Origin of the sequence: Rhodococcus sp. D-6, assembly GCF_040256695.1 — a bacterium.
GTDB lineage: Bacteria > Actinomycetota > Actinomycetes > Mycobacteriales > Mycobacteriaceae > Rhodococcus > Rhodococcus pyridinivorans.
The window spans coordinates 5,223,322-5,248,740 of the sequence record NZ_CP132970.1 but is presented as its reverse complement, the minus strand read 5'-3'; the positions used below and the strand labels follow the sequence as shown (position 1 = coordinate 5,248,740).

General features: G+C 68.4%; 25 protein-coding genes. 13 read left to right on the top strand and 12 right to left on the bottom strand.

What is annotated here, in order from left to right:
* The first annotated feature begins 192 nt into the window (after positions 1–192).
* Complete coding sequence (locus tag RBB84_RS24710) at positions 193–2,127, top strand: LCP family protein (RefSeq protein ID WP_350247723.1); 1,935 nt, start codon at positions 193–195, stop codon at positions 2,125–2,127.
* Between the two features lie 85 nt (positions 2,128–2,212).
* Entirely contained in the window at positions 2,213–2,935 is a 723-nt protein-coding gene (phoU, locus tag RBB84_RS24705; protein WP_006551790.1) for a phosphate signaling complex protein PhoU, read from the top strand.
* A gap of 88 nt (positions 2,936–3,023) precedes the next feature.
* Here the strand turns inward: phoU and pstB are convergent, their stop codons facing one another.
* The 6 genes from pstB to RBB84_RS24675 all read right to left on the bottom strand — a co-directional run bounded on the left by pstB (position 3,024) and on the right by RBB84_RS24675 (position 9,035).
* Positions 3,024–3,800, bottom strand: a complete 777-nt coding sequence (pstB, locus tag RBB84_RS24700; protein WP_064255947.1) for a phosphate ABC transporter ATP-binding protein PstB — start codon at positions 3,798–3,800, stop codon at positions 3,024–3,026.
* Between the two features lie 45 nt (positions 3,801–3,845).
* Positions 3,846–4,769: a phosphate ABC transporter permease PstA gene (gene pstA, locus RBB84_RS24695; RefSeq protein WP_006551792.1), complete on the bottom strand. Its 924-nt coding sequence runs from the start codon at positions 4,767–4,769 to the stop codon at positions 3,846–3,848.
* Positions 4,770–4,772: 3 nt separating this feature from the next.
* Positions 4,773–5,828 (bottom strand): phosphate ABC transporter permease subunit PstC, encoded by a 1,056-nt coding sequence (gene pstC, locus RBB84_RS24690; protein ID WP_006551793.1) that lies wholly within the window; start codon positions 5,826–5,828, stop codon positions 4,773–4,775.
* Positions 5,829–5,916: 88 nt separating this feature from the next.
* A complete protein-coding gene (pstS, locus tag RBB84_RS24685; protein ID WP_064255948.1) occupies positions 5,917–7,041 on the bottom strand; it encodes a phosphate ABC transporter substrate-binding protein PstS in 1,125 nt (374 codons plus the stop codon).
* A gap of 276 nt (positions 7,042–7,317) precedes the next feature.
* Positions 7,318–8,229, bottom strand: a complete 912-nt coding sequence (gene mshD, locus RBB84_RS24680; RefSeq protein ID WP_350246984.1) for a mycothiol synthase — start codon at positions 8,227–8,229, stop codon at positions 7,318–7,320.
* Entirely contained in the window at positions 8,226–9,035 is an 810-nt protein-coding gene (locus tag RBB84_RS24675; protein WP_024103019.1) for a response regulator transcription factor, read from the bottom strand. Before RBB84_RS24675 ends, mshD begins: the two co-directional genes overlap by 4 nt.
* 165 nt (positions 9,036–9,200) lie before the next feature.
* Between RBB84_RS24675 and RBB84_RS24670 the strand changes: the two genes are divergently transcribed.
* The 7 genes from RBB84_RS24670 (at position 9,201) to RBB84_RS24640 (ending at position 13,214) form a co-directional block, all read left to right on the top strand.
* Positions 9,201–9,983: an LmeA family phospholipid-binding protein gene (locus RBB84_RS24670; protein WP_081364962.1), complete on the top strand. Its 783-nt coding sequence runs from the start codon at positions 9,201–9,203 to the stop codon at positions 9,981–9,983.
* A complete protein-coding gene (locus RBB84_RS24665; protein WP_064255949.1) occupies positions 9,980–10,405 on the top strand; it encodes a thioredoxin family protein in 426 nt (141 codons plus the stop codon). Before RBB84_RS24670 ends, RBB84_RS24665 begins: the two co-directional genes overlap by 4 nt.
* 66 nt (positions 10,406–10,471) lie before the next feature.
* Positions 10,472–10,534, top strand: coding sequence for a putative leader peptide (locus RBB84_RS24660; protein ID WP_350247722.1), 63 nt, complete (start codon positions 10,472–10,474; stop codon positions 10,532–10,534).
* A gap of 118 nt (positions 10,535–10,652) precedes the next feature.
* Positions 10,653–11,117, top strand: coding sequence for a DUF4395 domain-containing protein (locus RBB84_RS24655; RefSeq protein ID WP_006551799.1), 465 nt, complete (start codon positions 10,653–10,655; stop codon positions 11,115–11,117).
* 105 nt (positions 11,118–11,222) lie between these two features.
* Entirely contained in the window at positions 11,223–12,059 is an 837-nt protein-coding gene (locus RBB84_RS24650; protein WP_006551800.1) for a sulfurtransferase, read from the top strand.
* Positions 12,060–12,061: 2 nt separating this feature from the next.
* Positions 12,062–12,367, top strand: coding sequence for a DUF1416 domain-containing protein (locus RBB84_RS24645; RefSeq protein ID WP_006551801.1), 306 nt, complete (start codon positions 12,062–12,064; stop codon positions 12,365–12,367).
* A 184-nt stretch (positions 12,368–12,551) separates the two neighbouring features.
* Positions 12,552–13,214: an FABP family protein gene (locus RBB84_RS24640; RefSeq protein WP_006551803.1), complete on the top strand. Its 663-nt coding sequence runs from the start codon at positions 12,552–12,554 to the stop codon at positions 13,212–13,214.
* A 75-nt stretch (positions 13,215–13,289) separates the two neighbouring features.
* Here RBB84_RS24640 and RBB84_RS24635 read toward each other — a convergent pair whose 3' ends face one another.
* A complete protein-coding gene (locus tag RBB84_RS24635) occupies positions 13,290–14,987 on the bottom strand; it encodes a BCCT family transporter (protein ID WP_231911985.1) in 1,698 nt (565 codons plus the stop codon).
* Between RBB84_RS24635 and RBB84_RS24630 the strand changes: the two genes are divergently transcribed.
* Complete coding sequence (locus RBB84_RS24630; RefSeq protein WP_228045205.1) at positions 14,926–15,063, top strand: hypothetical protein; 138 nt, start codon at positions 14,926–14,928, stop codon at positions 15,061–15,063. The two genes, RBB84_RS24635 and RBB84_RS24630, sit on opposite strands and share 62 nt — an antisense overlap.
* A 309-nt stretch (positions 15,064–15,372) precedes the next feature.
* On the opposite strand, the gene cydC is transcribed toward RBB84_RS24630, so the two are convergent.
* From cydC to RBB84_RS24605, 5 genes are all read right to left on the bottom strand, one after another.
* Entirely contained in the window at positions 15,373–17,019 is a 1,647-nt protein-coding gene (gene cydC, locus RBB84_RS24625) for a thiol reductant ABC exporter subunit CydC (protein WP_197481818.1), read from the bottom strand.
* 17 nt (positions 17,020–17,036) lie between these two features.
* On the bottom strand, positions 17,037–18,764 hold the full coding sequence (gene cydD, locus RBB84_RS24620; RefSeq protein ID WP_019290026.1) for a thiol reductant ABC exporter subunit CydD: 1,728 nt from the start codon (positions 18,762–18,764) through the stop codon (positions 17,037–17,039).
* A gap of 2 nt (positions 18,765–18,766) precedes the next feature.
* Positions 18,767–19,804, bottom strand: coding sequence for a cytochrome d ubiquinol oxidase subunit II (gene cydB / locus RBB84_RS24615; RefSeq protein ID WP_006551807.1), 1,038 nt, complete (start codon positions 19,802–19,804; stop codon positions 18,767–18,769).
* Between the two features lie 12 nt (positions 19,805–19,816).
* Positions 19,817–21,316, bottom strand: a complete 1,500-nt coding sequence (locus RBB84_RS24610) for a cytochrome ubiquinol oxidase subunit I (RefSeq protein WP_006551808.1) — start codon at positions 21,314–21,316, stop codon at positions 19,817–19,819.
* 241 nt (positions 21,317–21,557) lie between these two features.
* Positions 21,558–22,412 carry an aminodeoxychorismate lyase gene (locus RBB84_RS24605; protein ID WP_024103013.1) on the bottom strand — a complete coding sequence of 285 codons (855 nt, stop codon included), beginning with the start codon at positions 22,410–22,412 and terminating at the stop codon, positions 21,558–21,560.
* Positions 22,413–22,468: 56 nt separating this feature from the next.
* Between RBB84_RS24605 and RBB84_RS24600 the strand changes: the two genes are divergently transcribed.
* Genes RBB84_RS24600 through RBB84_RS24590 form a run of 3 tightly spaced genes read left to right on the top strand, consistent with a single transcriptional unit; the run spans position 22,469 to position 25,277 of the window.
* Positions 22,469–23,599 carry a folate-binding protein YgfZ gene (locus tag RBB84_RS24600; protein WP_064255952.1) on the top strand — a complete coding sequence of 377 codons (1,131 nt, stop codon included), beginning with the start codon at positions 22,469–22,471 and terminating at the stop codon, positions 23,597–23,599.
* The gene (locus tag RBB84_RS24595; RefSeq protein WP_064255953.1) at positions 23,596–24,300 is read left to right on the top strand and encodes an MOSC domain-containing protein; all 705 of its coding nucleotides are present in this window, start codon (positions 23,596–23,598) and stop codon (positions 24,298–24,300) included. Before RBB84_RS24600 ends, RBB84_RS24595 begins: the two co-directional genes overlap by 4 nt.
* Positions 24,297–25,277 (top strand): asparaginase, encoded by a 981-nt coding sequence (locus tag RBB84_RS24590; RefSeq protein WP_006551812.1) that lies wholly within the window; start codon positions 24,297–24,299, stop codon positions 25,275–25,277. The genes RBB84_RS24595 and RBB84_RS24590 overlap by 4 nt, the downstream gene beginning before the upstream one ends.
* Positions 25,278–25,419: the final 142 nt, after the last annotated feature.

The following is a 25,419-nucleotide window of genomic DNA, read 5'->3' as shown; positions in this document are numbered from 1 at the left end:
AGGACGCCGCCTCCGGCTGCGCCGCCGACTCCGTCGGGACCTCCCAGCCCTCCGGTGCCGCCGGCTTCTTCGGGACCGCCGACCACGGTCGCCCCCCCGGTGCAGCCCGGTGCTCCCCGGGTGCCCCCGGGACCGTCCCGGCCCCGGCCGCCGGAAAAGCCCGTCCCGCCGCACATCCAGGCTCCCGATCGGATGGCGGGCCCCTCGTCCGTTCCGCCCCCGGTACCGACTCCCCCGGCCTCGGCGCAGCCCCCTCGAGCAGTGCCTCCCGCGGACTCGCGCCCGGTGCCTCCCGCGGACTCGCGCCCGGTGCCTCCCGCGGACTCGCGCCCGGTGCCTCCCGTGGACTCGCGCCCGGTGCCTCCCGCGGACTCGCGCCCGGTGCCTCCCGCCGGGTCGCCGCAGACCGTCAGACCGCCGCAGACGCCTCCTCGACAGCAACCGCCGATCGCGGACGAACAGCCGACCGTCAAGATCGATGCGGTATCCCCCGAGGGCGCTGCGTCGCCCGCCGAGGACGAGAACGACGACCGGACGACGGACGAGAAGGCGCACGGCTCCGCTCGGCCCCGCACGGTGGGCAACGCGACTCTCGGCCGGCTCGCGCAGAGCAAACAGCGCAAGCGGAAGCGTCTGAGGTTCGCGGCGAGAGCGGCGGTGGCGTTCGTCTCGGTCCTCGCGCTCCTCTGTAACGGTGCGGTGTGGGGATACGTCCGGTCCACGGAGGCCGGCTTCTCCCAGATCGCCGCGCTGGACACCGAGTCGGAGGACATCGTCGACCCGGTCGGTCAGACCGGCGACGAGACCTATCTGATCATCGGCACCGACACCCGCGCCGGTGCGAGCGGTGAGATCGGCGCCGGGACGGCCGACGACGCCGAGGGCGCTCGTGCCGACACCGTCATCCTCGTCAACATCCCCGCCGATCGCAGCCGCGTGGTCGCGGTGTCGTTCCCCCGCGATCTGGACGTCGATCGACCGGTCTGTCGCGGATGGGACAGTACGACCGGCGAATACGATTCCGAGCTCTATCCGGCCGCCGAAGGCGACAAGCTCAACGCGACCTACGCCCTCGGCGGACCGAAGTGCCTGGTCAAGGTGATCCAGAAGATGTCCGGATTGAGGATCGGCCATTTCGTGGGCATCGACTTCGCCGGCTTCGAATCGATGGTCGACGAGATCGGCGGCGTCGAGGTGTGCACCTCCATACCGTTGTACGACAACGAACTCGGTCCCCTGATCGAGACTCCCGGCACCCACACGCTCGACGGCAAGCGGGCACTCGACTACGTCCGCGCCCGCAAGATCGACCAGGAGGGCAACAGCGACTACGGCCGGATCAGCCGACAGCAGAAGTTCCTGTCGTCGCTGCTGCGCTCGACTTTGTCGAACAAGGTGCTGTTCGATCCCGTGAAGCTCAACGGCTTCATCAGCGCCTTCACCCGCGCGACCTTCGTCGAGAACGTCAACGCCGAGTCGCTCGTCAAACTCGGGCGTTCGATGCAGAACGTCGAGGCGGGTGCGGTGTCCTTCCTGACCATCCCCACGGCCGGTACCAACGACTGGGGCAACGAGATCCCGCGCACGGACGACATCAAGGCGATCTTCACCGCGATCATCGACGATCTCCCTCTGCCGGGTGAGAAGCGGGGGGAGGACCCGACGGAGGTCGCGGCCGCTCCCCCGGCCGAACCGCTGCCCGCCCAGCTCGCTGTCGATCCGTCGACGGTGTCGGTGCAGGTCTCGAACGCGTCGGGTCTGTCCGGGCTGGCGGCCGGCACCGCCGAGGAGGTCGCCGCCTACGGCTTTCCGGTCTACTCGATCGGTAACTATGCCTCCGGGACGAGCAAGCAGACCGTGATCCGCTTCAGCGAAGGACAGGAGACCGACGCTGCGACGGTGGCCTCGGCCTTCCCCGGTGCGGTGCTGCAGGAGGCTCCGCCCTCGGCCCAGCTGGGCAGCATCGTGGAGATCGTCCTGGGTACCAGCTTCGACGGCACCGTCGTCGCTCCCACCCCCGCGGGCACGCCGCTCGCCCCGATGCAGATCCGGACCCGGTCGGAGTCGTCGGTCGAGCTCCCCGCCGATCTCGCGATCACCAACGCCGCCGACGATCTGTGCACGTAGACACCACTGTTCGGCCGTCGACGTTCACCTCTGGTTCATCCGATGCTCGCTGTTCGGACCGCTCGAGGTCGTAGGCTGTGCCACTATGCGCGTCGTCTACAACGAACAGATGGGCGAACTCGGCGATCTCCTCGGGGAGATGGCCGGGCTCGCCGGGACCGCGATGGAGCGGTCCACCAGAGCTCTTCTCGAAGCCGATCTCGCTCTCGCCGAGCAGGTGATCGACGAGCACGAGAAGATCACCGAACTCGTCACGATCTGCGAGGAGAAGGCGTTCCAGCTGCTCGCCCTGCAGGGTCCGGTCGCCGGCGATCTGCGTGCCGTCGTCAGCGGCATCCAGATCGTGGCCGACATCGACCGCATGGGTGCGCTCGCACTGCACATCGCGAAGGCGACCCGCCGACGTCATCCCAAGCACGTGCTCCCCGACGAGGTGAAGGGCTACTTCGCCGAGATGGGACGGATCGCGGTCGCCCTCGGTGCCGCCACACGGGAGATTCTCGAGACCCGTGATCCCGCCCGGGCCGCCCGCCTCCACCACGAGGACGAGGCGATGGACGATCTGCACCGACACCTGTTCACCGTGCTCATGGACCGCGAATGGGCGCACGGCGTCGCAGCCGCCGTCGACGTCGCCCTGCTCGGCCGCTTCTACGAGCGGTTCGCCGATCACGCCGTCGAGGTGGGCCGCCGCGTCATCTTCCTCGTGACCGGCAAGCTCCCCACCGAGGAGGAGATCCGTCAGCTCGTGGAGAAGGTGGACAGTCTGACCGTCTACCCGGAGCACCACCGAGCGCAGAACCCCTGAGCCCACGACTGTCGAGTGCAGTAAGCACACGAACGACGAGACCCCGACCGGACGGATCCGGTCGGGGTCTCGTGTAGGTAGTGGCGGCTCAGCCGAAGCGGCCGGAGATGTAGTCCTCGGTGGCCTTCTTGCTCGGGTTCGAGAAGATCTTCTCGGTGTCGTCGATCTCCACCAAACCACCCGGGCGGCCGGTCGCCTCGAGGTTGAAGAAGGCCGTCTGGTCGCTCACGCGCGCGGCCTGCTGCATGTTGTGCGTGACGATGACGATGGTGAAGTCCTTCTTCAGCTCACCGATCAGGTCCTCGATGGCCAGCGTCGAGATGGGGTCGAGGGCCGAGCACGGCTCGTCCATGAGCAGCACGTCGGGCTGGACCGCGATGGCGCGGGCGATGCACAGACGCTGCTGCTGACCACCGGACAGGCCACCGCCCGGCTTGTCGAGACGGTCCTTGACCTCGTTCCACAGGTTGGCGCCGCGCAGCGACTTCTCGGCGATCTCGTCGAGGGTCTTCCGGTCGCGCATACCCTGCAGCTTGAGGCCGGCGACGACGTTGTCGCGGATCGACATCGTGGGGAACGGGTTGGGACGCTGGAAGACCATGCCGATCGTCTTGCGCACACCGACCGGGTCGACGTTCTGATCGTAGATGTCCTCGCCGTCGAGGAGGATGGATCCCTCGACACGGGCGCCGGGCGTCACCTCGTGCATGCGGTTGATCGACCGGAGCACGGTGGACTTGCCGCAACCGGACGGGCCGATGAAGGCGGTGACGTTCCGCGGCGGCACGGACAGCGTCACGTCGGCCACGGCGTGGAACTTGCCGTAGTAGATGTTGACGTCCTTGAGATCCAGACGCTTAGCCATTACCGGCTCCCTACTGGTGTATCGATGTGAGAAGAGGTCTGTGGGTTACTTCTTGCCGACCTGCGAGTACCGGCTGATCAACTTGGCCGCGATGTTGAGGACCGCGATGACCAGGATCAGGGTGAGCGCGGCGCCCCAGATGCGCTGCGAACCGGCGTCGGTCGGGTTGTTCATCTCGGCGACCATGACGCCCGGGAGGGTGCCTTGCTCACCGCCGAACAGGTCGAGATTGATGAAGGGCGCGTAGCCGACGAGGATCAGCAGCGGCGCCGTCTCGCCCATGACGCGGGCCAGGGCGAGCATGATGCCGGTGATGATGCCGGCGAGCGAGGTGGGCAGCACGATGCGCGCGATGGTCTTCCACTTGGGGACACCGAGGGCGTAGGACGCTTCGCGCAAGTCCTGCGGGACGATGCGCAGCATCTCCTCGGTGCTGCGCACGACCACCGGCACCATGAGCAGAACGAGCGCGAGCGACACCGCGAAGCCCGACTTGGGCATCCCGAAGGTCGACACCCACAGTGCGTAGATGAACAGTGCCGCGACGATCGATGGGACACCGCTGAGGATGTCGACCATGAACGTCGTGATCCGGCCGAGCCGCGACCGGCCGGCGTACTCGACGAGGTAGATCGCAACGAAGACGCCGAGCGGGATGGAGATGATCGCGCAGACGAGTCCCTGCAGGAGGGTGCCGACGAGAGCGTGGTAGATGCCGCCGCCCATCGACGAGGACGTCAGTCCGCTCAGCGAGTGCGTGAACCAGGTCGGCGAGGTCAGGGCCGGCAGGCCCTTGGCGACTACGGTGAACAGCACCCAGGCCAGGGGAATCAGCGCGACGACGACCGACAGCGTGACGAGCACGGTGGCTGCGGTGTCCTTGATGCGGCGACGCCCGCTGACCCGCTGGAAGGCCGGGGGCTTGACCGGCGAGGAGAGCGCGGTGGTCGACGTGGTGGTGGTCGACATGGATCAGTCCTTCTTTCCTGCGACGATCATGCGCGCGGCGGCGTTGACCACGAAGGTGAGCACGAAGAGCACGAGACCGGCGGCGATGTAGGCGCCCGCCTGGATGTCGTTGTTGAATTCGGCGTATCCCAGCGCAATCTTGGACGCGATGGTCGCGCCGCCGTCGAACAGCGACCAGGAGAACGCCTGCGAGGTGGTGCGCAGGATGAGGTACAGCGCCATCGTCTCGCCGAGCGCGCGGCCGAGACCGAGCATCGAACCGCTGATGTAGCCGGACTTGCCGAACGGGATGACGGTGGTCCGCACGACCTCCCAGCGGGTCGCGCCGAGTGCGAGCGCGCCCTCGATGTGGGCCGTCGGGGTCTGCACGAACACCTCGCGGCTCACCGCGGCGATGGTCGGCAGGATCATCACGGCGAGGACGATGCCAGCGGTGAAGATCGTTCCGCCGCCCACGATGGACCCGCTGCCGGTGGCGAAGAGCGGGAACCAGGCGAGGGTGGTGTTGAGCCATTCCGCGACGGGGCGCAGGAACGGGGCGAGGACGAGCATGCCCCACAGGCCGTAGACGATCGACGGGACCGCGGCGAGCAGGTCGATGACATACGCCAGCGGTTTCCGGAGCCGGTCGGGGCAGTACGAGGTGAGGAAGATCGCGATGCCCAGCGCGACGGGCATGGCGAGGAACAGCGCGAAGAAGGAGACGAGCACCGTCACCTGGAACAGGTCGAGGACACCGAACGCCATGTCGGTGATGTCCTGCGTGATCCAGTCACGGCTGGTGAGGAAGTTGACCTGGTTGCGCTGCAGCGCCGGGACGGCACGCCAGACGAGGAAGACTGCGATCGCGCCGATGATCACGGAGATCAGGACGGCGGAGCCGGAGGCGAGCGAGCCGAAGATTCTGTCTCCCGGCCGCACGACTGTCTTGCGTGCCCTGTCCGGGGATGGGGGTGGGGTGCTGATCGTGTCCTCCGTGATGCCGGTTGCACCGCCCGTTCCTGAGCGGGTCGGTTCGTCGGTCGCGATAGAGACCGACGTGTTGTGCGCGTCACTCATGTGCGCTCGCAATCCTTCTCAGCGTATTCCTCAGGAACGGGCGGGTCGATGATCCCTCGGTTACTCACCGGACCGAGGGATCGGCGGGTCATCCGGCGGCGATGGCGTCGATCGACTCGGTGAGGCGGGTCTTGAAGGCGTCGGGCAGCGGGACGTAGCCCTGCTCGGACAGGCCTTCCTGGCCCTCGTTGGCGGCGGAGATCAGGAACGACTTGACGGCCGCGGCGGTGTCGGCGTCGTAGCCGGCCGAGCACACGATCTCGTAGGTGGCCAACACCAGCGGGTAGGCACCCTCTTCGGAGCTGCCGAAGATCGACGACAGGTCGAGCGTGAGGTCGCCCTCGGAGGCCGGGACGAACTCGGCGCCCTCGATGGCCTTGCCGGCGGTCTCCTCGGTCAGTTCGACGGGTCCGGAGCCGTTGTCGATCTGCGCGATGCTCAAACCGTTCTGGTCGGCGAAGGACTTCTCGACGTAGGTGATGGAGTTCGGCGAGCCGGAGACGGCCTGCGCGACACCCGCAGAACCCTTCGCGCCCTCACCGACACCGCCGGTGAAGTCCGAACCGGCACCGGAGGTCCATGCGCCGTTCGACGCGGTCTCGAGGTACTGCTGGAAGTTGTCGGTGGTGCCCGACGAGTCCGAGCGCACGATCGGGGTGATGCTCGCGTCGGGCAGCTCAGCGCCCTCGTTGAGAGCGGCGATGGCCGGATCGTTCCACGTGGTGATCGAGCCGTTGAAGATCTTCGCGGCCGTCTCGGCGTTCAGCACGAGCTCGTCGACACCCTCGACGTTGTAGGCCAGTGCGACCGGGCCGAAGACCAGCGGCAGGTTCCATGCGGGATTGCCGGCGCAACGCTCGGCGGCCTGTGCCGCCTGCTCGTCCTTGATGGCCGAGTCCGAGCCGGCGAAATCGATCTGGTTCGCGATGAACTGCGTGCGGCCGTCACCGGAACCGGTGGGGTTGTACGCGACGTTGACGTTCGTGCCCTTCTCGGAGCACACCGCGATGTAGGTGGAGACGAACTGGTCCATCGCGTTCTTCTGGGCCGACGAGCCGGCACCCGAGAGGTTGGACTTGCCGTCGCAGGCTGCAGCGGACGCGGACGCATCGACGTCGACCGACCCGGCATTGTTGTCGGTACCGCACGCGGCGAGCGTGAGGGCTCCAGCGGCCACAACACCGAGCAGGGCGCCATTGCGCTTGAGGTTCACCTGTTCTCCTCCGGAAGTAACTTCACACGACCGCGGCGCCGAGCGGCGGCGGCATCGAGGCGCGGGCGACGCCGGCGCCGGGTCTGCGGCACTCGACCCGCTAGTGAAGTTAGGAGGAGACGGTGGACACTCGGACTACCGAAGGTTAACGCCGGATGAACACGCCGGATACACCTGGCGATGGTGTTGCGACCATCACTCGAATCCTGACCGCGATCGGCGTGTCGGGTGGCAGAGTCCACCCTTCACGCCGTTCGTCCACCCGATCGGAGAGGGTCACGCCCGGGCGTAGGCGACGTCCACGTGGAACCGCTCGAAGCCGAGTTTGCCGTAGGTGTTCAACGCCGCGGTGTTGTCGCCCTCGACGTAGAGCAGGACACCGGGCAGACCCCGATCGCGCAGATAGTGCAGACCCGCGAGGGTGAGCAGGCGACCGAGCCCTCTGCCCTGCGCGGACGAGTCGATACCCACGACGTAGACCTCGCCCAGCTGCGGGTCGGACGCCGTGGCCGGGTGCACCTTGGTCCAGTGGAATCCGAGCAGCTTGTCGGGCTCGGCGGGATCGAACGCGAGGAACAGGCCTTCGGGATCGAACCACGACTCGCGTCGGCGTTCCTCCACGTCGGCGGCCGTCCAACGCCCCTGCTCGGGATGCCACTCGAAGGCCGCCGCGTTGACGCGGAGCAGTTCGGGGTCGTCCTGCGGGCCGCCGTAGGTGCGCATCAGCACCGAGTCGGGCACCTCGAGGGCGGGAAGATCGTCCTGCTCGAGGGATCGACGCAACTGCAGGAGTTCGCGGACACCGGTCAGACCGAGACGGCGCGCCACCGCCTGCGCGGCGGGCAGGTCGCCGTGTGCCCACACGCGGGTGCCGTCGCCGCCCTCGGTGAGTGCACGCTCGACGAGTTCGCGGCCGAGTCCATGCCCGCGCTGCGGCGGGTCGACGACCACCTCTGCCATCGCCGGATGACCGTCCTGGGCAGGAACGACGTTCGCGTAGCCCGCGACCTCACCGTCCTCTCCGAACGCGACGAGATGCCGGGCCGCGCCCTCCCGTCCGAGGGAGTGCACCGCCTGTTCGGAGATCGGCGCGGTGCCGTCGGTCTGCGTCGCCCGCGACACCACGGCGCGTACGGCTTCGGCGTGGTCGGTGGACGGGTGGTCGACGAATTCCGTATCGGTGCTCACGGAACGAATTGTGCCCCGGACTCCCCTGCGCCCGAGTCACCCGCGCCGGATTCCTCCGCACGGGGGTCGTCGAGAAGCGTGTCGTCCACATCGTCGTCGTCGACATCGGGAGTGGCATTGCCACCCTTGCCCACGCGGTTGGAGGGACGCACCGCCTTGTAGCCGACGTTGCGGACCGTTCCGATCAGCGCTTCGTGCTCGGGGCCGAGTTTCGCTCGCAGACGTCGGACGTGGACGTCGACGGTGCGGGTACCACCGAAGAAGTCGTAACCCCAGACCTCCTGCAGCAGCTGGGCGCGGGTGAACACCCGACCCGCGTGCTGGGCGAGGTACTTGAGGAGTTCGAACTCCTTGTAGGTGAGGTCGAGGGGACGTCCGCGCAGGCGGGCGGTGTAGGTGCCCTCGTCGATCGTGAGTTCCCCGAGAGTGATCTTGCCGGTGTTCTCCGGTCCCACCGCGACACCCGAGCGGCCCATGAGCAGGCGCAGGCGCGCGTCGAGCTCGGCCGGTCCGGTGCTGGACAGCAGGATGTCGTCGAGTCCCCATTCGGGGTTGACGGCCACGAGTCCGCCTTCGGTGAGCACGGCGACGACGGGCAATGCCGACCCGGTGCTGCCGAGCAGTCGGCACAGTCCTCGCGCGGCCGCGAGATCGGAGCGGGCATCGACGATGGCGATATCCGCCGAACCCGCCTCGAGCAGCGACGATACCTCTGTAGGAGCCGGCCTGACCGAATGCGGGAGCAGCGCCAAGGACGGCAGGACCGCATCCGGATTCGGGTCGGAGGTCAGCAGGAGCAGCTCCACCGGGCCTCCAGTTCTTCGCGCGACCAGCGCGGATAGGGGTCGTAAACGTCGTGCAACAGACTAACGCCCCGATTGTTACCGCTATGTAAGCACGAGAATTCCGTGGACGGCCTCGGAGCGGACTGGCGCGGTCCGACCGACGGCGCGTCCGACACAATGGTGGGCGTGCGCAAACTGATCTTCGGTCTCGTAGTCCTGCTCGGACTCGCAGTCCTCGCCGACTTCGGCGCGGCGGCGTGGTCGGAATACCGCGTCTCGCGTGCGCTGCGGGAGGGTGGCGTTCTCGAGTCCGATCCGGCGGTGACCATCCACGGCTTCCCCTTCCTCCTCCAGGCCCGCGACGGTCACTACGAGAACGTCGAGATCGTGGCCGACAACGTCCACACCGATCTGCTCGGGGACATCACGGTCGAGGCCAATCTGATCGGTGCGCACGCCGAGGCCGGTGAGCTGCTCGACGGGTCGATCCGGTCGGTGCCCGTCGACCTGCTGTACGGCCGCGTCATGCTCGACGCCACCGAGCTCGGACAGCTCTACGGCATCCCCGACCTGCAGGTTTCCGCTCCCCCGGCGAGCAAGTCCGACGGGACGGGCGGATCCGGCGGGTCCGGTCCGACGACCGCCGGCGGGGTCGTCCTCACGGGGACGGTGCCGGTCGGACCGGTGGATGCGACGGTGAGTGTCCAGGCCGATCTGGTGCTCGACGGCGACCGCGTCCACATCGTCGCGTCGGATCTCTACTTCGGCCCCGAGGGACGCGCCGACTTCTCGGTTCCCGACGTCCTGAAGCCGGCGGTGCTCGGACTGTTCACGACGACGATCGAGCCGCAGAATCTGCCGTTCGGCGTGCGGCCCACCTTCGTCGAGGCGCGGGGCTCCCGGATCGTCATCGAGGGCGAGGCCCGCGACGTCGTCATCGATCTGCAGGAAGTGCAGACGCCCGCATGACCGCAGTGATCGTCCTCATGGCCGTGATAGTCGCCACACTGGCGGTGGGAACGGCCCTGCGCACCCGTTCCGGCAAGCTCCGCACCACCGGCGCCGGCGCCTCGGCGGGCACCCACGAACTCCATCCCGCGCTGGCCACAGCGGGTGTCGGTGACGGCGTACCGGTGGTCCTGCATTTCTCCGCGCCGTGGTGCGGACCGTGCGCGGCCGTGCGACGGGTCGTCGTGCAGGTTCTCGACCGCGATCCCGGTCGGGCACGCGAGGTCGAGCTGGATCTCGACGAAAATCCGGTCCTGGCACGGAAACTCGGGGTGCTGTCGCTGCCCACTACCTTCGTCTTCGACGGCGAGGGGCGCGAACGGTTCCGAGCGTCCGGCGTTCCGTCCGTCGACGACCTGCGCACAGCCCTGTCGTCGTTGTGATCCCGGGGGTCCACCCCCGAGGGGACGTGCGTTAAACTCCCTCGCGTGCAGAACCGCCACGAGCTGATGCTCACCCGACGCCGCGCAGTCGATCTGTGCCGCCTCGGTGGCTGTTGTTGTCCCTGCTGAACGCATCGACGGGCTGGCCCCGATCCTTGCGGCACCGATGCCGCCGAACCGATGCGTCGCCCCGCGGTCGTATGAATACCCTCCGCCCAGCGAATCAGAATCCAGCAGGAGATTCCCCATGCCCGTATCCACTCCCCGCACGTCCGGTAGGCAGGTCGACGTCCGTGGCCCGCGTTTCGCGGCGTGGATCACCACCGGCGTCCTCGTCCTCGCCCTGGTCGTCGCCACCTTCTCTCCCGTCGCAGCGGCCGTGATCCTGGCCCTGCAGACGATCGTGTTCGCTCTCGGAGCGGCACTCGGCCCGCGACGCAGCCCGTACGGTGCGCTGTTCGCGAGGCTCGTCGCTCCCCGCCTCGGTGCTCCGATCGAGACCGAGCCGGTGGAGCCGCTGCGGTTCGCGCAGCTCGTCGGATTCGTCTTCGCCCTCGTCGGAACGGTCGCGTTCTTCGCCGGCGCCATCGTCGTGGGCTCGGTGGCCGCAGGCTTCGCGCTGTTCGCGGCGCTGCTCAACGCCGCCTTCGGCGTGTGTCTCGGCTGCCGGATCCACCCGCTGGTCGCTCGAATGCGTCGCGTGCCCGCCTGACCGGCGGTCACCGAACTCGACATCCCACACCTCACCCTGGCACGGACCCTCGCACGGGTTCCGGTCACGGAAACCTCCCGGATTCCCTCACCGAAAGGAACACCCATGGCTCGCTCCGACGTCCTGGTCTCCGCCGACTGGGCAGAGCAGAACCTCACTGCGCCGAAGACCGTCTTCGTCGAGGTCGACGAGGACACCTCCGCCTACGACGGCGGCCACGTCGAAGGTGCCGTCAAGCTCGACTGGCGCAAGGACCTGCAGGACGCCGTCCGTCGCGACTTCCTGAACCGTGAGCAGTTCTCCGAGCTCCTCTCACGTAAGGGCATCGCCAACGACGACACGGTCGTGCTCTACGGCGGCAACAACAACTGGTTCGCCGCCTACGCCTACTGGTACTTCAAGCTCTACGGCCACCAGGACGTCAAGCTCATCGACGGCGGCCGCAAGAAGTGGGAGCTCGACGGCCGTCCGCTGTCGAAGGACGAGGTCACCCGCCCGGCCACCGAGTACAAGGCCGCCGAGCCCGACTACTCCATCCGCGCCTTCCGCGACGAGGTCATCGACTCGATCGGCACCAAGAACATCGTCGACGTGCGTTCGCCCGACGAGTTCTCCGGCAAGATCCTCGCCCCGGCGCACCTGCCGCAGGAGCAGGCGCAGCAGCGCGGCCACGTCCCCGGCGCCATCAACATCCCGTGGAGCACCACCGCCAACGAGGACGGCACCTTCAAGTCCGACGAGGACCTCGAGAAGCTGTACGCCGAGAAGGGCTTCGACGACAGCAAGGAGACCATCGCCTACTGCCGTATCGGTGAGCGCTCGAGCCACACCTGGTTCGTGCTCCAGGAGATCCTCGGCAAGAAGAACGTCAAGAACTACGACGGCAGCTGGGTCGAGTACGGCTCGCTCGTCGGTGCACCCATCGAACTGGAGGTCAACTGATCATGTGCGGCGCCCCTGTCCAGACCCAGACCCTGCCCGCCGGCGTGGACACCGAGAAGGAGACGGTCATCACCGGCCGTGTCCTGAACGCCGACGGCGAGCCCGTGGGCGGTGCGTTCGTGCGCCTGCTCGACGGCACCGACGAGTTCACCGCCGAGGTCGTCGCCTCGGCGACCGGCGACTTCCGTTTTTTCGCCGCCCCCGGCGACTGGAAGATCCGCGCCCTGTCGAGCTCCGGCAACGGCACCTCCACCGTGAGCCCCACCGCTCCCGGCGTGCACAACGTGGACGTGACGGTCGCCAAGTAATCCGGCCGGAACACCCCGACGAAGGGCTCTGCTCCACCAGGAGCGGAGCCCTTCGTCGTACCGGAAAAGGGGTTGTCTAGAATGACCGCGTGGTCATCTTCTTCGAAATCCTGCTGGTCGCCGCGGCGCTCCTCATCACCTGGTTCGCGCTGTACACCATCTACCGCGTGGTCTCCGACGGATCGTGACGAACGACGGATCGGACGCCCAGCGGCGTAGCGGCGACGAGGCGATCGCCCGGGCGGCCGAGCGCGCTCGCGCCACCGCCGAGCTGAACCTTCCCGTCCTGGCCGGGCTGCCGGGCGCCGAGGACACCGCGAACCTGCGGCTCGGCCCCGACCTGAGCCCTGCCCTGCTCGCCGTCCTTCCCTTGGTCGGTGTGTGGCGCGGCGAGGGTGAAGCCAACGATCCCGAGACCGGCGACTATCCGTTCGGTCAGCAGATCACCGTCGCGCACAACGGCGGCGCGTATCTGGTGTGGGAGTCGCGCACGTGGCGTCTCGACGACTCGGGTGAATACGTGGGCGAGGATCGGCGCGAGAGCGGCTTCTGGCGCGTGTCCGGAACGGGCGCGCCCGACAGCGACGATCCCGAGACGCTCGAACTGCTGCTGACGCACAGCTCCGGCGTCGTCGAGCTGTACTACGGCACCGCACTCACCCAGTCCTCGTGGGAGCTCGCGACCGACGTCGTGATCCGCACCAAGTCCGGTGAGGTCGTCGGTGGCGCCAAGCGCCTCTACGGCATCGTCGACGGCGGCGACCTCGCCTACGTCGAGGAGCGCGTCACCGCCGACGGCGAACTGAAGCCCCGGATGTCCGCCCGCCTGTCACGCCACATCGGCTGACCAGGCCTCTTTCTTCCGAGACTCGAACGGTCCGGGTCTGTTCCCCTGTGAGGGAACAGACCCGGACCGTTTTTCTCAGTTATCCTCGACGACCGTCGTGCCGGTGGCACTCTTCTTGTCGGCATGTTCACCGTCGCCTCGTACACGGAGCGCATCGGGTTCGCCGGCATGGACCCGGTGGATTCCGGCGTCCTCGGCTGCGTTCTCGCCGTCCTCGCACTCGTCCGGGATGGCCCGCGTGTGGATGACGACCTCGGGTGCCGGTAGTTCCTGAGCAGCCTCGAGTTCCTCGGCCGACCGCACCTCGGGCCACTGACGGGTGATCGGCTCCGGCCGCTCGCCCAGGTCCTCGCGGATACCGCGCACCAGGCTGTACATCATGATGAAGCCCATCACGAAGAACGGCAGACCCACCACGGTGATGACCTGTTGCAGGGCGTCGAGCCCGTCCTTACCGGTCGCGACGAGCATGGTCGCTGCGACCAGGCCCATGAGCACCGCCCAGAACAAGCGCTGATGGATGGGCGCCTTCCCCTCGTGACCGGCCGCCATCATGTCGAGCACCATCGCGGTCGAGTCCACCGAGGTGACGAAGAAGATCACCACCAGGATGATCGCGATGCCGGACACCAGGCCGGTGAGGGGGAAGTTGCCGAGGAATTCGAACAACGCACCCGGGATGTCCCCGTCGCCCACGACCCGCTCGACGAGACCACCGTTGCCCTCGAGTTCGATGTGGAACGAGCCCATCCCGAAGATGCTGAACCAGATCACCGAGAACAGCACGGGCAGACCGAGGACACCGCCGACGAACTCGCGGATGGTGCGGCCTCGCGAGATGCGCGCGATGAAGATGCCGACGAAGGGCGACCACGTGATGGTCCACGCCCAGTAGAAGACCGTCCAGGTGTTCTGCCAGCCGGAGTCGGCGAAGGTGTCGTTCCAGAACGCCAGGCGCGGCAGGGCCTCGGCGTAGATACCGGCCGACTCGATCATGCCCTTGAGCAGGAACAGGCTCGGTCCGGTGACGAGCACGAAGACCAGCAACATCACGGCCATGCCGATGTTGATGTTCGACAGGCGCTTGATGCCCTTGTCGAGACCGAGAGCGACCGAGATGCCGGCCATCACCGTCACGATCGCGATGAGGGCGATCTGGACGATCCCGGATTCCTGGATGTCGAACAGCTGCGCGAGACCGGCGTTGATCTGCAGGGTGCCCAGGCCGACCGAGGTCGCGACACCGAAGATGGTGCCGATGATCGCGACGACGTCGATGGTCTTGCCGATCGGGCCGTAGATGCGACCTCCGAGCAGGGGCGCGAAGATCGAGCTGACGCGCGGCGGCAGGTGCCGCTTGTAGATGAAGTAACCGAAGCCCAGGCCGGGCAGGGCGAAGATCGTCCAGGTGTGCAGTCCGAAGTGGTAGAGCGCGAAGCCCATGGCCTCTTCCGCGGCCTCCACGGACTGCGGCTCGACATCTTGCATGGGCGGGTTCGCGAAGTGGGAGATCGGCTCGGCGACACCCCAGAACATGAGGATCGTGCCGATACCGGCGGCGAACAACATGGCGAACCACGCCAGGGTCGAGTGCTCGGGCCGTTCGTCGTCGCCGCCGAGCCGGACCCGGCCGTAATGGGTGAAGGCGATTCCGACGAGGAAGAGCAGGAAGGTCGTGACGCCCAGGATGTAGAACCATCCGAGGTTCGTCATGATCCAGTTGGACGCGGTACTGAAGATGGAATCGACGCCGTCGGTGAACGCGATCGTCACGACGACGAAGAGCAGCGCGATGAGCGCAGAAGAGAAGAAAACCCCCGGTGACGTGCGCAATCTTAACGAATCGTGAGCTTTTTGAAGTATCGGCACCAAACCGGTGTACCCAGAACGGACGAACTTGTACACCCGAAACGCCGATTTTGCACGAATGCGAACAGCCCCCGAGCCGCACCGCCGCACGGATCGCTCCGTGGACCGGCGGTCCCGATCGGACGGACCGGGAGCTCGGGGGCCGGGTGACTACCTGGGATTCGCCAGCCGCGCGCGGTCGGTGAATTCCGTCGTCTCGAGCAGCTAGCGGGTAGCCACCTCACGCGTCCGAATATCAATCACTTCCAGACCACCTCCTTCCTCGTGTACCAGCGAAACTACGCTTCGTTCACGAGGCGGGCAACGCATTTTTCTCGACGCGAACGACCAGGTCGGCGGCGGTATCCGCGGGCAGGCGGTGGGTGACCACCACGACGGTGCGCTCGGGGCCGACCAAGCGTGCGTCGCGGTCCAGGAGGAGTCGCTGCATCAGGTCGGCGCTCTCGTCGTCGAGATGTTCCGTGGGTTCGTCGAGCAGCAGGATCCGTGCGGGCGACAGCAGGGCCCGGGCCAGCAGGAGGCGACGGCGCTGCCCACCGGAGACCGTGCGGGCTCCGGCCCCCAGGACGGTGTGGACTCCCTGCGGGAGTCCGTCCACCCACTCCCCCAGCCCCACGGCGCCGAGGGCGGCCAGTGCCTCGTCCTCGTCCACGTCGCCCCGCGCGACACGCAGGTTCTCGAGGATCGACGTGTCGAACAGGTGGGCGTCCTCCGCGAAGAAGCCGATCTTGCGGCGCAGGGCTGCGGGATCGATGTCCGCGAGGTCGACACCGTCGAGCGTCACTGCGCCTCCGCGTGGGGCGAGCAGACCCGCGAGCGTCATGAGCACGGTGGTCTTGCCGCTGCCGCTGCCGCCCACGATCGCGACGCGACAGCCCGGCCTCAGGTCGAGGTCGACCGGTTCCGTGGACGGTCCGCCGGGCCATCCGCCTCGCAGACCCACCGCACGTAGCCGGCCGGGTCCGTCGGCCGGTTCGGTGCCGTGCGGCACCGTCCTGTCGGCGCGGTCGAGCATCTCCGTGACGCGACCGGCCGCCAGGCGTGCGCGGTTGAGGGTCTGCGCGGCTGCCGGGAGGACGGCGGTGGCCTCGAACGCCGACAGCGGCAGCAGGACGAGGATGCCGAGTGTCGTCGGGCTCATGGCCGCCGGACCGGAGCCGAAGACGGCGATACCGACGAGGAGCGCACCGAGCACACTCGCGCCGACCGCGAGGGGTGCGGCCGCGTCGGCGAACGCCGCGGGGACCGCGGAACGGTCGGTGGCACGGATGGAGGCGACGTTCGCGGCGCGGGCCCGCCGCGTGAGCGTGTCGAGCCGTCCCGCGACCCGCAGTTCCGCCGCGTGGTCCAGCACCGTGACCGCGTCCTCGGTGAACCGGGTCCGTGCGGCGTTCGCATCGGCGTCCGCACGGGCCGCGGCGCGGGCGGACAGCCACGGTGCGAACAGTCCGGCAACGAGCAGCGCCGCGGCGAGGACCACGCCGGCAGCGGGAGCGATGACGGTGAGGGTCACGACCGCCGCGAGGGAGAGCACGGCCGCGACGGCGATGGGCACGAGTGCGCGCACCACGACGTCGCCGAGAGCGTCGACGTCGGCACCGGTGCGCGCGAGCAGGTCGCCGCGTCCCACGCCCAGGGCGGCGGCCGGGTCGCCGTCCGCGAGTCGCCGGTAGAGATTCGCGCGGGCCGAGGTGGTGCCGCGCAGCGCGGTCTCGTGCGTTGCGAGTCGTTCGAAGTAGCGGAACAACCCGCGGGAGATTCCCAGCGCCCGCACCGCGACGACCGCGACGGTCAGGTCCAGGACGGGCGGCATCTCCCATGCCCGCACGATCAGCCACGCCGAGAGACCGGCGAGCAGCAGGGCACTGCCGAGGGTCGCGACACCGGCGAGGACGGCGAGCAGCACTCGGCGCGGCTCGAGCTCGAGCAGGGCCATCGCCCGGCGCAGATCCTTCACCGGGACACCTCCGTCGGTGCTGCGTGGACGGTGACGACCTCGTCCGCGATGGCGAGCAGGGTGGGGCGATGCGCCACGACCACCACGGTGCGGCCGGCCGCGGCGAGCCCGCGCAGCGTGGACAGGACGGTGGCCTCGGTGTCCTCGTCGAGGTGGGCCGTGGGTTCGTCGAGCAGCAGGACCGGGCGCGGGGAGGCGAGGGTGCGGGTGAGCGCCAGTCGCTGACGTTGGCCGAGCGACAGGCCCGTGCCGCCGGCCCCCACGACGGTCCGCCAGCCGTCCGGGAGTTCGGCGAGCACGCTGTCGAAGCCGGTGGCGGCGCAGACGTCGTCGAGTTCGGTGGCCTCCGGGTCGACACCGGTGAGTCGCAGATTGTCGGCGAGCGTGCCGGGCAGCAGCACCGGCCGCTGCGGAAGCCACGCCATCTGCGACCACCAGTTCTCGTCGCCCGCGACGGGACGTCCGTCGACGGTGACGGTCCCCTCGCTCGGCTCGGCGAGCCCGAGCAGCGCCAGCAGGGCGGTGGACTTGCCGGCCCCGTTGGCGCCGGTGAACGCGGTGATCCGGCCGGGACGGCAGATCGCGTCGAGCCGGTGCGGGGCGCAACCGTCGCGGCCGGGCACGGAGACGCCGTCGAAGACGATCTCGCAGTTCGCGACCCGGTCGGTGCCGATCGTGTCCGTGGAGGTGCGACGCGAGGAGGCGCGGCGAGAGGAGGCGGCGTCCGGCACCGAGTCGAGCACGGCGAATGCCTTGTCGGCCGCCGCCATCCCGTCCTCGGCGGCGTGGAACTTGCTGCCGACGGTGCGCAGCGGGAGGTAGGCCTCCGGCGCGAGGATCAACGCGATGATGCCGGCTTCGAGGGGCATGGATCCGTAGACGAGGCGCATACCGATGCTCACGGCGACGAGGGCGACGGACAGCGTCGCGAGGAATTCGAGGACCGTGCCGGACAGGAAGGCCACGCGCAGGGCCGACATCGTAGTCGCGCGATGCTCGTCGCCGAGTTCGCGCACGCGATCGGCGGGCCCCTTCTCACGACCGAGGGCGCGCAGTGTGGGAAGACCCGCGAGGAGGTCGAGCAGTTGTGACGACAGTGTCGTCATCGCGCGCAGGGTGCGGTCGGCCTTGCCTTTGGTGAGCAGGCCGATGAGGATCATGAAGATCGGGATGAGCGGCAGCGTGATCACGACGATGACCGCCGAGGTGAGGTCGTGCAGGGCGATCACGACGATCGTCACCGGGGTGAGGATCACGGCCAGCAGCAGCGCCGGCAGATAGCCGGTGAGATATTCCTTCAGCCCGTCGAGTCCGCGGGTGAGAACCACCGCGATCTCGTCGCGTCGCGGGTCGAGTTCGCGCGGGGGCAGATTCGCCGCGGAATCGAGGACCTCGTGTTCGAGTTCGGCGACCACGCGGGTCGCGGACCGGTGCGCGTACCGCGACTGCAGCCACGTCACCGCGACCCGCACGACGATCGCCACGGCGAGGATCGCCAGTTCGGTCGTCCAGTCGCCGACGGACCGGGCGTCGGTGGTGATGACGCCCGCGAGGACCCGTCCGATCATGAGTGCGGTGACGACGACCATCACGACATCGACCACCGAGGTGACCACGGTCAGGACGAGATATCCGCGGGCTGCGGCCGAGTAGCGCCACAACCGCGGGTCCACCGGCCCCCGCCGACGCGCGGGCGCGTCGGCGGGGGCTGCGGACTGCGTCATGCTCACTTCGAGCCGATCTTCAGACCGATCGAGTGCGGGATGTGGTCGGTCGACAGACGCTGACGGAACACCCAGTACGTCCAGCCCTGGTAGGCGAGGACGACCGGGGTCATGAACGCTGCGGCCCACGTCATGACCTTCAGTGTGTACGGGCTCGACGACGCGTTCTCGATCGTCAGCGACCAGGACGGGTCGAGGGTCGACGGCATGACGTTCGGGAACAGCGACGCGAACAGCAACACCGAGGTCGCGGCGATCGCGACGGTGGTGAACACGAACGCCCAGCCCTCACGCGCGACGATGGTCAGCGCGACCACCGCGAGCAGGGAGATCGCCGCCACGGCGACGAGCGCGATCGTCCAGCCCTTGCCGTAGGCGAGTTGGGTCCACACCACGAACGCACCGGCCACGAGGACGGCGGGCACGGCCAGCTTCCGCGACATCGCCACGGCATCCGTCCGGACCTGTCCCTCGGTCTTGAGCGCGATGAACACCGCGCCGTGCAGCGCGAAGACCAGCGCCGTCGTCGCACCGCCGAGCAGGGCGTACGGGTTCAGCAGGTCGAAGAATCCGCCGACGTACTGCTTGTCGGCGTCGATCGCCACGCCGCGCACGATGTTCGCGAACGCCACACCCCACAGCACGGCGGGCACCCACGAGCCGAAGATGATCCCCCAGTCGCAGCGGCGACGCCAGGTCGGATCGTCGACCTTGCCGCGCCACTCGATGGCGCACACCCGCACGATCAGGGCGAGCAGGATCAGCAGCAGCGGGAGATAGAAGCCGGAGAAGAGGGTCGCGTACCACTCGGGGAACGCCGCGAACAGCGCACCACCCGCGGTGATGAGCCAGACCTCGTTGCCGTCCCAGACCGGACCGATCGTGTTGAGCAGCACCCGGCGCCGGGTGTCCGCCTCGACGGTCCTACCGCGGCCGAGCACCGGGAAGTGCATGCCCACACCGAAGTCGAACCCCTCGAGGACGAAGTAGCCGGTGAACAATACTGCGATGAGAATGAACCAGATTTCCTGAAGTCCCATGTCCGCCCACTCCTAGTACGCGAAGGACAGCTGTTTCGGCTGCGTGTCGTCGGTGTCGTCGTCGGAGCCCGGCGGTTGCGCGTCGTGCTCCTGCGGGCCTTCCATCGCGTACTTGCGGATGAGCCAGAACCACACCACGCCGAGCGCTGCGTAGACGAGGGTGAAGGCGATCAGCGAGGTGAGCACCGTTCCTGCCGCATGATCGGAGACACCCTGGTCGACGGTGAGCCGGATCATGTCCACGCCCGTGGGATTCGGATGCACCACCCAGGGCTGCCGGCCCATCTCGGTGAAGATCCAGCCCGCACTGTTGGCGAGGAAGGGCGTGGGGATCGCGACGAGCGACAGCGTCGAGAACCACCTCTGGTCGGGCACCCGGCCGCCGCGGGTGACCCACAGCCCGGCCAGGGCCAGGGCCGCGGAACCGGCGGCGAGGCCGATCATCGCGCGGAACGACCAGTAGGTGACGAACAGGTTGGGCTTGTAGTTGCCGGGGCCGAATTGCTGTTCGTACTGCGCCTGCAGGTCCTCGACGCCCTGGAGGGTCACGCCGCTGAACTCGCCCTGCGCGAGGAAGGACAGCACGTAGGGCACGTCGAGGACGTGGATCACGCCGTCGCAGTCGTTGTGCGTGCCGATCGTGAGGATCGAGAAGTTGGGGTCGGTCTCGGTGTGGCACAGCGACTCGGCCGAGGCCATCTTCATCGGTTGCTGCTCGAACATGAGCTTGGCCTGGACGTCACCGGTGACGAACAACCCGATGCCCGAGATGATCATGACCATCAGGCCGAGGCGGGTCGCGGGGCGGAACAGTCCGCGGGCGTCGTTCTCGAGGCGCTGGGCCTCCTCGGGTTCCGAGGTGCGGATCTCGGCGGCGCGTCGCATGTTGCGGACCATCCACCAGCCACCGATGCCGGCGACGAAGGTTGCGGCGGTGAGGAATCCGCCGGCGACCGCGTGGGGGAAGGCTGCGAGCGCGGTGTTGTTGGTGAGCAGTTCCCAGATGCTCGTCAGCTCGGCGCGGCCGGTCTCGGGGTTGTAGGTGGCCCCGACGGGATGCTGCATGAACGAGTTCGCCGCGATGATGAAGAAGGCGGAGGCGTTCACGCCGATCGCGACGAGCCAGATGGTCGCGAGGTGCACGAGTTTCGGCAGGCGCGTCCAGCCGAAGATCCACAGGCCGAGGAAGGTCGACTCCATGAAGAAGGCGACGAGACCTTCGAGGGCGAGGGGTGCGCCGAAGACGTCGCCGACGAAGCGGGAGTACTCGCTCCAGTTCATGCCGAATTGGAATTCCTGCACGATGCCGGTCGCGACACCGAGCGCGAAGTTGATCAGGAACATCTTCCCGAAGAACTTTGTGAGGCGGTACCAGTGATCCTTGCCGGTGACCACCCACATCGTCTGCATGATCGCGACGAGCGGCGCGAGGCCGATCGTCAACGGCACGAGGATGAAGTGATACACCGTCGTGATCCCGAACTGCCACCGGGACAGATCCAAGACGTCCATTGCCACTCCGAGTGAGGCCCGGTCGATACGGAGATCCAGAGCGGGGCCGACGCTGCGGTTCTCGTTCGCGAAGACACGCCGGTAGTACTGCTCCGGCCTTGCTACTACCGAATGTAGTAGCGATTGCGCGAAGTGGGACAGGTTCGTGTCGCCCGACACATCGGACTCACGTCACATCGGATACGGATCACCCGCGGGGGCACACCCGCCGCCACTCAGGAAGCTGCATCGACCGATTCGCTCACGAAGCGGCGTCGACCGCCTCGTCGACGAGGCCTTCGATCTCGCCCTCCTGGACCCGCGAGACCAGCGCGTGCCCGTTGAGGGTGTGCACCCGCACCGCGAGCGCCACGCTGGAGATCAGCCAGAGACCGTCGGCGACGACGAGATCCGCCGGGCGCAGCGGCTCGTACCGGACCGTGAAGTCCCGCTCCCCCGCCAGGTCGAACAGTGCCTGCTGCGTGGTGCCGGGGAGGATCCCCTGCTCCGGCGGCGGAGTGAGCAATGTCCGGCCACGCGCGACGAGCACCGTCGACCGCGGACCCTCGAGCACGTAGCCCTCGGCACTGACGAAGATCACGTCGTCGGCGCCGACCGACTCGGCGTGACGCAGTGCCGCCATGTTCGTCGCGTACGACAGCGTCTTGGCACCGAGGAGCTGCCACGGCGCCTTCTGCGCCAGATCGGTCGAAAAACCCCGTTCGAGGGTCACCACGGACACGCCGTCGCGCCGTGCGATGCCGACACGCTCGGCCACCGGCGTCACGAGCAGGAAGGCCGTCGGCGTGTCGGCGCCCTCACGACCACGCGTGTAGACCAGGCGCAGCACGCCCTCCTGCTCGGCGCCCCACTGTTCGAGTGCCACGTCGACGGCGAGCCGCCAGTCGTCGCGATCGGGTTCGGGCAACTGTGCGGCGGCCGCGGACGCCGCGAGCCGGGCGAGATGCAGTTCGAGCGCACGCGCCCGGCCGCCTCGCACGAGCAACGTCTCGAACACCCCGTCGCCACGAAGAACACCGAAATCGTCGGCGTGCAGAAGGGGTGCGTCCGCATCCCTCACCTCGCCGTCCAGCGTCACCAGCACCCGCTCAGCCATGGCGCTCAGCCTAGCCACTGGCAGACCTGTCGGCCGGTTCCCCATAGACTGGTGTCGTGACCGAGTCTCCGATCGTGTCCGAAAGCGCCCTTCTCGCACTTCCCGGCGCAGTCGCCTCGCCTTCCGGCGGGCCCGATGCCGGACTTCCCTGGCATTACGGCGACCCGCTCGGCGAGCAACGTGCCGCCGCCACGTCCGCCGCCGTGGTCGACCGTTCCACCCGCTTCGTCCTCGCTGTTCCGGGCGACGAACGCCTGAGCTGGCTGCACACCATTTCCAGCCAGCACATCGCGTCGCTCCCGAACGGCACCTCCGCCGAGAACCTGAGCCTCGACGCGAACGGCCGCGTCGAACACCACTTCGTGCAGACCGACCTCGACGGCGTGACGTGGATCGACACCGAAGCCGACCGCGGACCCGACCTGCTGGCCTTCCTGAAGAAGATGGTGTTCTGGGCGAAGGCAGAACCCCGCGACGGCAACGAACTCGCGGTCCTGAGCCTCCTCGGGCCGGACGCCGGCAGCCCCGCCGTGCTCGCCGTGCTCGGGATCGACGCGCTGCCGGCCGAACCCTATGCCGCCGTCGCCCTGCCCGCCGGTGGCTTCGTCCGCCGCATGCCGTGGCCCACCGAGCACTCCTTCGACCTCCTGGTGCCACGCGAGTCGCTCACCGCGATCTTCACCGCCCTGCGGGACGCCGGCGCGCGTCCGGCCGGCAGCTGGGCGTTCGAGGCCCTGCGCGTCGAAGCGGTCCGTCCCCGGATCGGTGTCGACACCGACGAGCGCACCATCCCCCACGAGGCCCGCTGGATCGGCGGACCCGAGCAGTACGGCGCCGTCCACCTCGACAAGGGCTGCTACCGCGGTCAGGAGACCGTCGCGCGGGTCCACAACCTCGGCAAGCCCCCGCGACATCTCGTCCTTCTCCATCTCGACGGCTCGGCCGACGGACGACCCGAGACGGGCGACGACATCACCGCCGGAGGTCGCGCGGTCGGACGCATCGGCACGATCGTCGACCATCACGAACTCGGGCCGATCGCGCTCGCGCTCGTCAAGCGCACCATCACGCCCGACACGGCCCTCGTCGCAGGACCGTGCGCGGCGTCCATCGACCCCGACTCCATCCCTCCCGACGACGGCATCCAGGCAGGAAGGGCGGCGGTCGACCGATTGCGCGGCCGGTGACCGCCGAGACGGCCGGCACGCGGCCGGCGACCTCGGGGACCGTCGCAGCGGTCTGCGTCGTGCACACGCTGCACGAGACCGGACTGCGGCGTAATCCCGTCACCGCGATCGACAAGCGTCCCGTCGACGGGCCGGTGCACGTCGGCGAGCTCGGCTTGACCGGCGACCGCCAGTGCGACACCGCCAACCACGGCGGCGTTCACAAGGCCGTCTACGCCTTCTCGCAGGACGAGTCGCGCCGCTGGGGCACCGAACTCGACCGGGAACTGCCCATCGGCTGGTTCGGCGAGAATCTGCACGTCGCCGGGTTCTCCCCCACCGACGCCGTCATCGGCGAGCGGTGGCGCGTCGGCGACGGCGGTCTGCTCCTCGAGGTGACCGGCCCCCGTACCCCTTGCCGCACCTTCGCGATCCGTTCGGAGGAAGGCGACTGGGCCACCCGGTTCGTCGCTCGCGGCGATTGCGGCGCGTACCTGAAGGTGATCTCCGAGGGACCGGTGGCCGCGGGCGACCGCATCGTCGTCGAGCACATCCCCTCCCACGCGGCCACGGTGCGCGATCTGTTCACCGGGCAGGGCCACGAGCGGGTCGCCGCGATGCTCGAGCAGCAGGCCGACATCGCTCCCAGCGTCGCCGACAAGGCCCGCCGCCTCGCCGGACGACCACAGGAGGGGCGGGCACGGAAGGGAGAGAGTCGTTGAGCGTCGAACTGGTCGAGGTGGTGCGCTCGGGCTTCCGGGAGTGCATCCACCGCGGCTCGCTGATCGTTCTGGACCCGGACGGCGAGGTCCTCGTCTCGCTGGGCGAGGTGCACACGCCGATCTATCCGCGGTCGTCGAACAAGCCGATGCAGGCGGTCGCGCTGCTGCGCGCCGGCTTCGTCCCCCGCGACTCCGCCGAACTCGCGATCGCCACGGCGTCGCACGAAGGTGAGGCCGACCACGTGGAGGCCGTCGAGCGGATCCTGTCCGGTGCCGGTTTCACCGAGAAGGACCTGCGCTGCCCGACGGATCTGCCCGGCAACGAACTCACCCGCGCCGAGGTGCTCGCCGCCGGACGCACGCCGCGGTCGATCTACATGAACTGCTCGGGCAAGCACGCGGCGATGCTCGCGGCGTGCGCGGCGAACGGCTGGGACACCGACGGCTACACCGACGCCGGCCACCCGCTGCAGCAGCTGGTGACCGAGACGATCCTCGAACTGACCGGCGACATCGAGGACACCGATCTCGGAATCGACGGCTGTGGTCTGCCGATCGTGCCCGTCCCCCTGTTCAATCTCGCCCGCGCCTACTCGCGGCTCGCGACGGCGGAGGTCGGCACGCCCGAGCGCGCCGTCGCCGACGCGGTGCGCGAGCATCCGTTCCTGATCTCCGGCACCGGCAAGGACGATCTGAAGCTCATGCGCGCGGTGGGCGGTCTGCTGTGCAAGGCGGGCGCCGACGGGATCCACGCCGGCGCGCTGCCGGACGGCACATCCTTCGCCTTCAAGATCGACGACGGGCACGAGCGGGCACGCCTCCCGCTCACCGCGGCCCTGCTCCACCGCCTCGGAGCGGGTGCCGCCGCGAACGCCGCGACCTTCGATTCCGAACGGCTGGCGGTGCTCTCGTCGGCACCGGTCTTCGGTGGTGGCGTGCGAGTCGGCACCGTCCGGGCCGTCCCGGGGGTGTTCTGAAGGGCATCTCTATCACATTTCAACAGCATTCATGCAGGTCGGGTCGTTATGAGGCGTAACGGACACCGGCCCAGCCGGGTGTGTGGAGGCGCAACCGAAGTTTCCACGCTAAAGTGGGCGTCAGGAAAATACTCAACACACC